Raw genomic sequence first — 12,078 nt, 5'->3', positions numbered from 1 at the left:
TGAGCAGGAGGGGGAATGGATCCCCCGGCCTCTTACATAACCGTACGTGAGTCTGCCTATCAACGTCTTTTATATCTTATAAAATAAAGGCGATGTTGCCAATCACAAAAAATAAAAGGTCTTCCCTCTTTATTCATACCCTCGCCTATCAAATTTATCAGGCTTCCATATCCTTAGGCAAGCAAATAAAACTTGCCATCTTTTTTACCAAAACCTCTTGTGAAAAACAAAGTGTCATTTTCATTATGGCGCAATCATTTTTACGTTCTAATAAAAAATAATCCTTATTCAATCATTTCTAAGAAACGAATTCTTATTCAAGAAAGCGGAGGGACTGGCATAACGGAACTTCGGCAACAGATTGTGTAGCATTATTTTGCTAAAAGATAAGAATGGCGGGAATCGATTTGTAGGTATATTCACTATTCTTATCTATGGATAACGAGGGTTTTTCATGGGAAAATAACAGGAGGCAGATGATGGTACATGAGTTGGCCACAGCGATTTCGTACAGAAAACAAAGGAAACGGATCGTTCTTACACATACTTTTCCCGTTACGTCCCCTTTTTGCTGCATTCAATGATGAAACTTTTGAGATGTTGCCCTTGCTTTGTTAGGTCGAATTAACTTGTTTAATTCCATCGGGTCAAATGTGGGTTTACCTTGCAGAAAGTCGGTATAAAACGCATTTCAACTTTTCCTATCTAAAGCCATAGCAAACGAAGCGAGCCAGGTATTTCATTTTTATTAAACTGATCAACTAAGGTGTCCTATTTTTTTCAGAATTATAATAGAAACAACTGCGAAAGCGCAAAAAAATTTTGCGCTGAGCTTAAAAATTTTGCATTTATCAATTCACCTTTATATATTATTATAGTTTTGACGTTAAACTTAATTGAAAGGAGAAAATCCATGAAAGAAAACAAGCCAGAAATACATGTTCCTTTCTTTCTGGCTATCATACCGTTAATCGTGATGGTAGCCGTCATGGCAGTTACCATTATCAAGTTTGAAGGAAGTCCACATATTCCGCTTCTTGTGGGAACAGTTGTGTCCGCTTTCATCGCTTGGCGATTGGGTTATAAATGGGATGTTATCGAAGAAGGAGCATACAAAGGGATTCGACTGGCTCTGCCGGCCATTTTGATCATCATTACTATTGGAATGATTATCGGGGCATGGATTGGCGGTGGCATTATTGCAACCATGATTTATTATGGTCTGAAAATGATTACACCCTCATTATTTCTCGCTTCTATATGCGCAATCTGTGCGGTTGTCACGCTTGCCATCGGGAGTTCTTGGTCAACAATGGGGACGATCGGAGTTGCCGGAATGGGGATCGGAATCAGTATGGGCATCCCTGCACCGATGGTAGCCGGAGCGATTATTTCAGGATCCTATTTTGGTGATAAAATGTCACCGCTTTCAGATACGACTAATTTGGCAGCGGGGATTACGGGCACTGACTTATTCGATCATATTAAACATATGATTTACACTACAATCCCTGGACTGGCCATCGCCTTTATCGTCTACATCTTTTTAGGAAGGGGATTCTCTTCTTCCTCTATGGACGCCGGAGAAATCGGTCACATTTTAACTGCATTACAAGAGAATTTCGTCATTTCTCCTTGGCTGTTTCTCGTCCCAGTATTGGTCATTATCTTGGTGGCTAAAAAAATGCCAGCGCTTCCGGCCCTTTTTATTGGGGTTTTTATGGGGTGGATTTGTTATATTTTTGTACAAGACGGCTCAATTGCAGATGCTGTCAATACCCTTCAAGGCGGGTATTCAATTAAAACCGGAAACGCGATGGTGGATGAATTATTTAACCGTGGTGGCATCGATGATATGATGTACACTGTATCATTGACAATTGTAGCAATGACATTTGGCGGAGTAATGGAACAAACAGGCATGCTGAAATCAATTGTGGCTCAAATCCTGAAATTAGCTCGCACAGGTAAAAGCTTGATTGTTACAACCATTTTCTCGTCTTTCTTTACAAATGCAACAGCATCTGAACAATATATTTCTATCCTTTTGCCTGGAAGAATGTATTTAAAGGCATATAGAGATAAGAAACTTCATTCCAAAAACTTGTCGCGAGCGCTAGAAGATGGCGGAACCATCACTTCGGTCTTTGTACCATGGAATACATGTGGCGTGTTCATTTTTTCAACTCTTGCAGTCCACCCTGTTGATTATGCGCCATACGCGGTCATGAACTATGCTGTTCCAATCATTGCGATCTTGATGGCACTTTTCGGAATTAAGGTCGAGTACTTGTCAGAGACAAAAGTGAAAGAGTTGGAAATAAAAGAAGCCCAGAAAAATACGACAGCTTAACTACTCGTCATCGGCCATATTTTTTTGACTCAAAAGGACTCTTTTCTTGGAAAAAATCGCGAACCACATCATTTTGAAGAACCTTATTAAAACTTGGTAATGGCGTATCAATTTGAACTGTCCCTTGTCACTAAGTAAACAGCGAAAATAATAAAAAACCTATAAGCGGTTTTAGTTCTATATATAAAGGGACTAAGGCCGTTTCATTTTTCTTGATATGCATCTACTTTATCGCTATGGACAGCTTTCAAAACTGTTCCCCAATAGCTCGTTACTCATACATATGCTTGATGTGTGTCTGTTCTCGGTATCAACGCAATATAAGCACGGTCGCTTTGGATAAGGGAAAGTTTTACCGTAGTGAATGTATCTTTCGCTTTGTCTACTCTGTTTGTTTTGGAATACCCTTAATGGATCATCACGCAAATCAAAAATCGCGCTTTAAAATTGGCTTTCTTCTTTGTCCAAACCATCTTGAAACTCAGGAACGTCCTTTCATTGTTTTACTGCTGTAAATTCCCACTTTAAAATGTGATCCGTCACATGTGCATGAGTGTGTTTGGTTTTAGGAATCATTCTCGCCACTAGCTCTTTATGACCAAGGCTTTTTTAAATTCACGAGGGTCATTCGATGATAACCAGTAAATACCTTTTCATGAAGGACGATCATTTCCTTGATTATTCCTTTATGTGTAAGTTCCTTTTGGAAGATGTTTGCTTTTCTATTTATCATAAGCAGAGTGGAGAGAAATGGGGTCGTTTTCCCCCTCATGCCCAATTATTTATCTTTGGTTAAAATCTGTATCTTTACAAGCTGTGATCGCTAAAAGCGGTGGACATAAAAAGCTCCCCTTAAGGGGGAGCTTATCAAATGTACTTTTTTTATACAGCCTTTACTATGGCTGATATGTTTTATGCTTTTTCATACCGAAGAATCGGCTTTCTGGCAGCCTGGGTTTCATCCAGTCTTTTAACAATAGTATTATGAGGTGCTTCTTGGACAATCTCCGGATTTTCTTCCGCTTCCTTTGCAATTTGGATCATCGCATCAATAAAGCCGTCAAGCGTTTCTTTCGACTCTGTTTCAGTCGGTTCAAACATCATACACTCTTCGACGTTGAGCGGAAAATAGATTGTCGGCGGATGATAGCCAAAGTCAAGGAGACGTTTGGCAATATCAAGTGTCCGGACACCCAATTTCTTTTGGCGTTTTCCGCTTAACACAAATTCATGTTTACAGTGCCTGTCATACGGCAAATCGAAATACGGAGCGAGCTTTCTCATCAAATAATTGGCGTTGAGAACCGCGTATTCCGTCACTGCCTTGAGGCCGTCAGGCCCCATTGAACGAATGTATGTGTATGCCCTGACGTTGATTCCAAAGTTTCCATAAAATGGTTTTACCCTGCCGATGGAATTGGGACGGTCGTAATCAATGACAAATTGATCATCGCGTTTCGTAATCACAGGCTTTGGCAAATACGTAATTAAATCCTTTTTGACACCGACAGGTCCGGATCCGGGACCGCCACCTCCGTGCGGGCCTGTAAACGTTTTGTGAAGATTCAAGTGGACGACGTCAAATCCCATATCGCCTGGTCGGGCTTTGGACATCACAGCGTTTAAGTTTGCGCCATCATAGTACAGCTTGCCTCCTGCTCCATGGATAATTTCCGCCATCTCCACAATTTGTTCTTCAAATAGCCCAAGTGTATTAGGATTTGTAAGCATCAGTGCGGCTGTATCTGGACCAACAAGCTCTTTTAAGTGATCTAAATCAACCAGTCCGTCTTCACCGGAACGTACAGTAACAGTTTCCAAGCCCGCTACTGTCGCTGAAGCAGGGTTGGTCCCATGTGCCGAATCCGGGACGATGACTTTCGTCCGGTTTGTGTCACCATTTGCTTCATGGTAAGCACGGATCATCATTAAACCGGTCCATTCCCCATGTGCGCCTGCGGCAGGCTGGAGGGTCACTTCATCCATTCCAGTAATTTCTTTTAAATGCTCCTGTAAATCATACATTAGTTCGAGCCCGCCTTGAACGGACGATTCCGGCTGCAAAGGATGAATATGGGCAAAGCCCGGGAAGCGGGCAACCTGTTCATTGATTTTAGGATTATATTTCATTGTACAAGAGCCGAGTGGATAAAAACCTGAGTCTACTCCGTGATTGTGCTTCGAAAGCTCCGTAAAATGCCGCATAATATCCAATTCCGATACTTCAGGAAGTTCCGGTTCTTCTTCCCGCAAATAATCCGAAGGGATAAATTGATGGACATCAACCTCTGGAACATCTAATTCCGGAAGGCTGTATCCGATACGGCCCGGCGTTGACATTTCAAAAATAAGAGGCAAGTTCTCTTTACTCATGACAATCCCCCAATTCTTTTACGAAGTGATCGATCTCTTCCTTTGTTCTTAACTCCGTTACGGCAACCAACATATGATTTTTCAGCTCCGGATACTCACGGCTTACATCATATCCGCCAATGAATCCTTTTTCCAACAGCTTTTCATTTATTTCCCCGACAGGCTTACGGAGCTTTACAATAAACTCGTTGAAATGAGGCCCGTCAAACGCGATAGAAAATCCGCTTTCTTTCAACGCGTTTTTCGCATAATGTGCTTTTTGGATATTTTGAACAGCCATTTCTTTAACACCGTGTTTTCCCAAAGCCGTCATGGCTACAGATGCAGCCAGGGCGTTCAAAGCTTGGTTGGAACAGATGTTTGATGTTGCTTTATCGCGCCGGATATGCTGCTCGCGCGCCTGCAGCGTTAAAACGAAACCTCTCTTGCCGTCTTCGTCTGTTGTCTGTCCAACAAGTCTTCCCGGAACTTTTCGCATAAGTTTTTTCGTGACGGCGAAATAGCCGCAATGCGGACCGCCAAAGGAAGCGGGAATGCCGAAAGGCTGGGCATCTCCGACCACAATATCTGCACCAATGGCGCCTGGAGGTGTTAAAACACCTAAAGAAAGCGGGTTGCTGGAAACGATCAACAGTCCTTTTACGTCATGGATGAGCGGTTCAATTTTCTTAAGCGGCTCAATTTGGCCAAAGAAGTTCGGGTATTGTACAATTACCGCAGCAACCTCCTCGTTGATTTCAGCCTTTAAAGCCTCCAAATCAGTCAAACCATCTTTATCGGGAATTTCTATCACTTCAACTGCCTGGCCTTTGGCATATGTCTTTAATACATCGCGTGATTCGGGATGGACCGTCCTTGATACGAGAACTTTTTTTCTTCTTGTATGTCCGGCAGCGAGCATGGCCGCCTCTGCAAGCGCCGTTCCGCCATCATACATGGAAGAGTTTGCAACATCCATTCCTGTTAATTCACATATCATTGTTTGAAATTGAAAAATGGCCTGGAGCTCACCTTGAGAAATTTCCGGCTGATAAGGCGTGTAAGCGGTGTAAAACTCTGATCGAGATATCACATGGTCAACGATTGTCGGGATATAATGGTCGTACACTCCCGCTCCCAAAAACGAAACATGTTGTTGTAAATCGGCATTTTTGGCAGCAAGCCGAGACAACTCCTTTAATAAGGCGGATTCGGATTTGGCTTTTTTAATATTGTACTTCCTTTTGAATCGCACTTTATCCGGTATATCCGAAAATAAGTCATCTATTGAATCTACTCCGATCGTTTGCAGCATTTCTTTCTTGTCTTCTTCCGTCATAGGCAAATAACGATGTTTGATCATATTTTTCTCCCCCATCCTATTTTTTTGGACGTGTATAAAATGGCGTTTTAATGATTTTTGCTTGTAAACGTTTTTTGCGCACAGCCACTTCCAACTCATTCCCTACTTCACTGTACTCAGACTGAATGAGAGCAAGGCCGATGTTTTTTTTCAGCGTAGGAGATTGTGTTCCCGACGTGACAAACCCAATTTCTTCATCATTCTTATATACGGAATAGCCATGCCTCGGGATGCCCCGCTCCAGCATTTCGATACCTACAAGTCTTCTAGAAACGCCGTTTTCCTTTTGCTTTGTCAGGGCTTCTTTTCCGATAAAGTCCTCTTCTTTATTGAGTTTTACGGCAAATCCGATGCCTGCCTCTAAAGGAGAAATGTCCGGGGACAATTCCTGTCCATAAAGCGGCAAAGTCGCCTCGAAGCGCAACGTATCTCGTGCACCAAGGCCACAAGGCTGAATCCCCTCTTCCTTGCCTGCTTTTAGCAGATCTTCCCATATTTGAGTGGCGTCTTTCGGGCTACAGTAAATTTCAAACCCGTCTTCACCTGTATACCCAGTTCGGGAAACAAGAGCTTTCGCTCCGTTTACATCAACATTCTGTTGAAATTTGAAAAATTTGACATCTCTCAAATCCACATTTTTTACAATTTTTTGCAAAATCAATTGCGCTTTCGGTCCTTGAATCGCAATCAAGGCATATTGGTCTGAAACATTCTTCACTTCGACATCTTTATCCGCGTATTGTGTTAACCAGGCAACATCTTTTTCCGTATTGGCGGCATTCACGATCAACAAGTATTCTTCTTCATCAAGCCGATAGATGAGCAAATCGTCTACGACTCCGCCATTCTCATAGCACATTGCCGTATATTGAGCGCCGCCCTTCTTCAGTTTGGATACATCATTGGTCATCAATTTTTGAAGAAACGCTTCACTCTCTTTCCCTGTCACCAACACTTCTCCCATGTGGGAAACATCAAAAATGCCTGCTCTTTCCCTGACGGCTTCATGCTCCTCTTTTATGCTGGAAAACTGGACAGGAAGATCCCAGCCGCCAAAATCAATCGTCTTTGCCCCGTACTTTTCATACAAAGGATACAAAGGGGTTCGTTTTAATTCTGACATTGTCCTTCCTCCTTTTTATCTTTTATGTAACATCAGGCAATAAAAAAAGACAGAAAAACCCCTATGAAAAGGTTTCTCTGTCTTGGGACCTGAAAGTTTGACCGCTTTAAGATCGGCTTTCTTCTTTGGTGGTTTTCTCGTAGGAAGAAAACGCTCTCCAGAGTTGCGTCAAACAAGAGTCTTTTTGCCTGAGAGATTCGCACGGGTTCGCGCTTGCTCCTTCGGCGCCGAAAATTCATCGGTCTCTCCTCTTGTCATCATTCGCCTATATTCTTTTTGAGACTGGTTATACTATTATCATGCGAAGCTTGCTAGTTACACACATCGTACCATTCTTTTGCCAATTGTTCAAACATTTTCCTCAATCATACATAGAAAAGGAGAGGCGTTCACGATGAAGGTACCTATCCAATCTGATGCCCAATGGCTTCCGGGCTTCCTGGAGCGAATCGAACAGGATGGCCCTTGGGCCAATCAACAATTGTTCAAGCTGGCATTAACCGCGGAAAAACAGCTACTCGTTCCTGAGTTTGAGGGTCTAGTCGCACCGAACCATTTGCCTCAACTAACATTATTGCCCCATCAACTGGAAACGGCCACTGTCGTTGTGGAAAATATGAACGGCAAAGCCATTTTAGCTGATGAGGTGGGGCTGGGAAAAACAATTGAAGCGGGATTGATCTTAAAAGAATATATGATTCGCGGCCTTGTCAAACGGGCATTGATCCTTGTCCCCGCATCTCTCGTTTCCCAGTGGACATACGAGCTGAATTCCAAATTCCATATCCATGCCGTTGCGGCAACAAAAAGTTATGTATGGGGCCAGTATGACTGTATCGTTTCATCCATTGATACAGCAAAACGGAGCCCTCACTGCGACATCATTTCCGAACAAGATTTTGATTGTATCATTGTTGATGAGGCCCACAAGCTGAAAAATCATAAAACGAAAAATTACCAGTTCGTGCAATCTCTCCCCAAAAAGTATTGTCTGTTGCTGACGGCAACACCGATTCAAAATAAAATTGAGGAAATTTTCTACCTCGTCTCCTTGTTAAAGCCAGGCCACCTAGGGAGCCAAAGCAGCTTTTTGGAGAAATATAAAAATAAAAAATTATCAAAGCAAGAAAATGAACATTTAAAAAGCCTGATTAATAAAGTAATGATTCGGAACAGAAGAGCTGACACCAAAATTGAATGGACAAAGCGCCATGTTGAAACCATTCCGATTGAATTCAGCAAAGAGGAACGCGAGCTTTATGATGGGATTGATATATTAAGGGAGTCCTGTGAATCTTATACAGCAAATGCTTTTTCAATTATTACTTTACAGCGGGAAGCGTGCAGTAGCCGGGAAGCCGTTTATTTTACATTAAAAAACATGTTGCAAAAATATGAAAACCCCTCAGATGAATATGTGAACAAGCTTACATTTTTGCAAACAAAGATAGATGCCGTATCACAAAACTCAAAAGCACTGAAAGCGCTCGAATTGATTAAAAAAATCAATGATAAAGTGATTATTTTTACAGAGTACCGTGCTACGCAACTATACTTGCAATGGTTTTTGCAGCAGCACGGGATTAAATCTGTTCCGTTTCGCGGAGGTTTTAAGCGCGGGAAAAAAGATTGGATGAAAGAATTGTTCAAAAATCACGTGCAAGTACTGATCGCAACCGAAGCCGGTGGCGAAGGGATAAATTTGCAGTTTTGCAACCACGTCATCAACTTTGACTTGCCATGGAATCCGATGCGCCTTGAGCAAAGAATTGGCCGGGTGCACCGACTGGGCCAGAAGGAAGATGTGTATATTTATAACTTCGCAGTGAAAAATACAATTGAAGAACATATTGTCAATTTGCTGACGCAAAAAATTAAACTCTTTGAGCGTGTAGTCGGAGAATTGGATGATATTCTGGCAAAGCTGGAATTTGGCAGTATCGAGGAACATATGCATGATATTTTCAAGGAATCCAAGTCGGAAGGGGAACTGAAGGTGAAGATGGCAAACCTTTCCGCCTTCATCCAGTTTGCTGATTCCATAAGAGAGGAAAGTGAAACAAATGCTTCAACAAGAAATACATCAATATCTTGAGAACTTTTTTGAAGCGACGCAATGCACCATTTTGGAAAACGGCCCCGGATTTTTAACCGTCCAATTAACGATAGAAATGGATAAGGAACTGATGAATCGGCCATTTTATTGGACATATTTAGAAAAGACGGGCGGAATACCCAATCCGGGAAAACTGACTTTTATTACAGATGAAGAAAAAGCTCCGGAAAATGTAAAGGGCGAATATATACATTTTGGCGCCCCCCGTCTTCACCAATTATTCCATTCAGCCAAAAAAATGGCAGCCTATATCCGGTTGTACGAACAGCCAAACCCACCTCCATTTCAATCCGTTCCGCTTTATCCCTGGCTGAATGTGAATTTGAAAATATCATATCGTTCCGACAGGAAACGGGATGTGTTAAAATCCTTCGGGCTCCATTTAATAAACGGCATGCTCGTCGATCATTTTCATGAAAAAATGCAAAGCCGCCAGCTCGTACCAAAAATTCCGGATTATTGTTTTACAATTTCCCCCATCATCAAACCCGGCAGCGGTTTAAAAAGAATCGATGCATTTGTAAAGAATGAAATTGCAGCCAGTGACCATTCATGGGCCGTGTTGGCCAAAAAGAGACAGGAGGAAGACTTGAATCTGTTAGACCAATTTTATGCCGATCAAGTTGACAAGCCGGAAACGTACGAGATTGAGAAAAAAGCACTGATTGACCAATATGAACCGAAAATCAACATTGAAATCATAAATGGTGGTCTTTTTTACCTTGCCTCGCCAATCTAAATATTTAGTTGCGTCCTTCCCTCTTAAACAACATGACGAGTGAAACGGGAATCAGCCCAAACCAGTTTAACAAGAAGGGGCCTTTTCCTTCTTTCCTCTTCTTCCTTGACTCTTTTCGTTCCGATCTCGGCTTCTCCAAATGCTTAATGAACGTTTCTGTCATGTATTTGACATAGTCGTTAGTCGACATAAACAGACCACCCTTCTTTTTTAAAAGAGTATGCCCATTTACCCGATTTTTAGTGCCTCCTTACTAGAAAGCGAGGGGGTTACATATTGGATAATCCCTTCGGAGTCACCAAACTGCACCCCTTCATATGAATGCATTAAAAGCGTTTGAAAAAACTATTTGCTTTTCGTTCACTCATCCTCTTCCCGAAGCGTCTCATTCAACAAACGCTCACCTTCCTGCTTATAATAATTGCTTATCTCTTTTAAATATCCATGTTGGGATATAAAGATAAAAGCCGTTTGGCTTGCTATCAAAAAGGCAATAAAAACGATCATGAGTGTTAAAGGAAAAACAGCGCCCCGCTCATTCCCCATTATTCATCCTCCCATCCAAACACCGGATAAAGTGAAGCTTCTTTCGTTGTTCCATCGGCAAATTCCACCATCATATATATCCCTGGCCTTTCCTTCCGGAAGGAAAATCCCGCTACATTTTGCAATACAATCTCGTGCCCCTTATCACGAACCTTCCTTCGGACGACCCTCCCGTAACGTTCATATGAAATGGGTATGTCGTTTTTTTCTATGAGAATCCGCTCATCGGATCCCACTGTCCAATCTTCGGCGCTATACAATTCTCGACGAAATTGAATAAGGAAAATGTTCCATTCGTAATCTTTCTCCGTTGAAATGCTGCGTTCCACCGCCGCATATGAAAGATACATAAGCGGAATAAAAGACAGGATTAAACTGGAAATGACCATTGTCATAATCGCCTCCAGCAATGTAAAGCCGCATTCATTGTTCCATACAGACTGTTTTACTTTCATAGGTTACACACGCTTTCTTTTTCTCTTGAACATCATGAAAAGAAAATACATATTCTATATTCTCTCGAATGAGCCGCCTGTTCTCCCAATCATTCAACCAAATCGACTCCTCTACCTGCTCATACAGCAATCGGTAGGCTGTTAATTCTTTTTTTCCCTCACTTAGTACATCGATCATGCGAAACAATAAGGGGAAAAGCAAAGAAGCGACAAGCAGTAAGAAACTGAATGATACCAGTCCGTCCAGAAGAGTAAAACCGTCTTCACTTTTTAACATTAAACCTTCCCCTCCCTAAATAAATTGTTAGTTTAACGGCGGTATCATTCACCTGAAATTGAACGGTTCCAAAATAGGAAATCGTTCCTTCCGGTGTAATATGGAAACGAGATAAATTGCCGCCTGTCATCTTGATGGAGTCTGGAAACTTTCTTTTGATAATGGTTTTTCTGCCAGATGCTGCCTCATATACGTTTTGCTCCTTTGAAAATCGAAACACAATGGTTTCTTTCCTGTTAATGGCATATGAATGGGCATAATATAAATCGGACTCAAGCTGAGTGATGAACATTTGTTTTTGCACCCATTCCATAACAGGTTTAACCCCTGCTATTCCAACTGCGAGCATTATCGACACAACAGCTAATACGATGAGCATTTCAAGCAAAGTGAAGCCTTTTACAGACCGAATATGTTGAAGGATTCTCATGTCAATTTGACGATACTTTGACCTCCCCGTTAGAATCAATCACCAAAGTTTTACCGTTTGGACAAGTGTTGTCTTTTTCCTTTACATAACCTTCTCTTTGCAACTCAGTAAAAGAAGGAATTTGTTGGTGTGTCAACCGATAGGCCTCAACCTGTCCCTGCACCATGTGTCTGATCGCATCGCATCCTTTGTTATTAATGTTTGAGCTGTGTTTTGTCACATTCGGAAGCGCGACAAGAATCAACACTGTAATGACCAAAAGAACTACCATCATTTCCACCAATGTAAATCCCTTCTGATTTTTCCGAAAAAACTTCAACATTG

12 protein-coding genes and 1 riboswitch are annotated in these 12,078 nt (G+C 41.8%); of the genes, 3 read left to right on the top strand and 9 right to left on the bottom strand.

The genetic code is table 11. The annotated features are described in order from the left end of the window. The first annotated feature begins 913 nt into the window (after positions 1–913). A complete protein-coding gene (nhaC, locus tag MHB50_RS07330; RefSeq protein WP_205178663.1) occupies positions 914–2,353 on the top strand; it encodes a Na+/H+ antiporter NhaC in 1,440 nt (479 codons plus the stop codon). Positions 2,354–3,265: 912 nt separating this feature from the next. On the opposite strand, the gene gcvPB is transcribed toward nhaC, so the two are convergent. The 3 genes from gcvPB to gcvT are packed head-to-tail and all read right to left on the bottom strand — an operon-like array spanning position 3,266 to position 7,191. Further along, positions 3,266–4,726, bottom strand: coding sequence for an aminomethyl-transferring glycine dehydrogenase subunit GcvPB (gene gcvPB, locus MHB50_RS07325; RefSeq protein WP_340085080.1), 1,461 nt, complete (start codon positions 4,724–4,726; stop codon positions 3,266–3,268). Next, positions 4,719–6,065, bottom strand: a complete 1,347-nt coding sequence (gene gcvPA / locus MHB50_RS07320) for an aminomethyl-transferring glycine dehydrogenase subunit GcvPA (protein ID WP_340085308.1) — start codon at positions 6,063–6,065, stop codon at positions 4,719–4,721. Before gcvPA ends, gcvPB begins: the two co-directional genes overlap by 8 nt. Before the next feature lie 19 nt (positions 6,066–6,084). Beyond that, the gene (gene gcvT / locus MHB50_RS07315; protein ID WP_340085079.1) at positions 6,085–7,191 is read right to left on the bottom strand and encodes a glycine cleavage system aminomethyltransferase GcvT; all 1,107 of its coding nucleotides are present in this window, start codon (positions 7,189–7,191) and stop codon (positions 6,085–6,087) included. Positions 7,192–7,357: 166 nt separating this feature from the next. Further along, a riboswitch (glycine riboswitch) is annotated at positions 7,358–7,452 on the bottom strand. A gap of 133 nt (positions 7,453–7,585) precedes the next feature. Here gcvT and MHB50_RS07310 point away from each other — a divergent pair. Both MHB50_RS07310 and MHB50_RS07305 read left to right on the top strand, forming a co-directional pair. Further along, positions 7,586–9,286: an SNF2-related protein gene (locus MHB50_RS07310; RefSeq protein ID WP_340085078.1), complete on the top strand. Its 1,701-nt coding sequence runs from the start codon at positions 7,586–7,588 to the stop codon at positions 9,284–9,286. After that, complete coding sequence (locus MHB50_RS07305) at positions 9,255–10,046, top strand: YqhG family protein (protein WP_205178669.1); 792 nt, start codon at positions 9,255–9,257, stop codon at positions 10,044–10,046. Before MHB50_RS07310 ends, MHB50_RS07305 begins: the two co-directional genes overlap by 32 nt. A gap of 4 nt (positions 10,047–10,050) precedes the next feature. Here MHB50_RS07305 and MHB50_RS07300 read toward each other — a convergent pair whose 3' ends face one another. The 6 genes from MHB50_RS07300 to comGC form a co-directional block, all read right to left on the bottom strand. Further along, positions 10,051–10,236 carry a YqzE family protein gene (locus tag MHB50_RS07300; RefSeq protein WP_077111377.1) on the bottom strand — a complete coding sequence of 62 codons (186 nt, stop codon included), beginning with the start codon at positions 10,234–10,236 and terminating at the stop codon, positions 10,051–10,053. A 170-nt stretch (positions 10,237–10,406) separates the two neighbouring features. Beyond that, positions 10,407–10,592 (bottom strand): hypothetical protein, encoded by a 186-nt coding sequence (locus tag MHB50_RS07295; RefSeq protein ID WP_340085077.1) that lies wholly within the window; start codon positions 10,590–10,592, stop codon positions 10,407–10,409. Next, complete coding sequence (comGF, locus tag MHB50_RS07290; protein WP_077111379.1) at positions 10,592–11,047, bottom strand: competence type IV pilus minor pilin ComGF; 456 nt, start codon at positions 11,045–11,047, stop codon at positions 10,592–10,594. The genes MHB50_RS07295 and comGF overlap by 1 nt, the downstream gene beginning before the upstream one ends. Beyond that, positions 11,016–11,324 carry a type II secretion system GspH family protein gene (locus MHB50_RS07285; protein WP_205178673.1) on the bottom strand — a complete coding sequence of 103 codons (309 nt, stop codon included), beginning with the start codon at positions 11,322–11,324 and terminating at the stop codon, positions 11,016–11,018. Before MHB50_RS07285 ends, comGF begins: the two co-directional genes overlap by 32 nt. Next, entirely contained in the window at positions 11,311–11,703 is a 393-nt protein-coding gene (gene comGD, locus MHB50_RS07280) for a competence type IV pilus minor pilin ComGD (RefSeq protein ID WP_236016962.1), read from the bottom strand. Before comGD ends, MHB50_RS07285 begins: the two co-directional genes overlap by 14 nt. A gap of 52 nt (positions 11,704–11,755) precedes the next feature. After that, the gene (gene comGC, locus MHB50_RS07275; protein WP_340085076.1) at positions 11,756–12,076 is read right to left on the bottom strand and encodes a competence type IV pilus major pilin ComGC; all 321 of its coding nucleotides are present in this window, start codon (positions 12,074–12,076) and stop codon (positions 11,756–11,758) included. Positions 12,077–12,078: the final 2 nt, after the last annotated feature.

Origin of the sequence: Siminovitchia sp. FSL H7-0308, from assembly GCF_037980985.1 — a bacterium.
Classification (GTDB): Bacteria; Bacillota; Bacilli; order Bacillales; family Bacillaceae_C; genus Siminovitchia; species Siminovitchia thermophila.
This window is presented reverse-complemented; position numbering and strand designations above follow the sequence as displayed.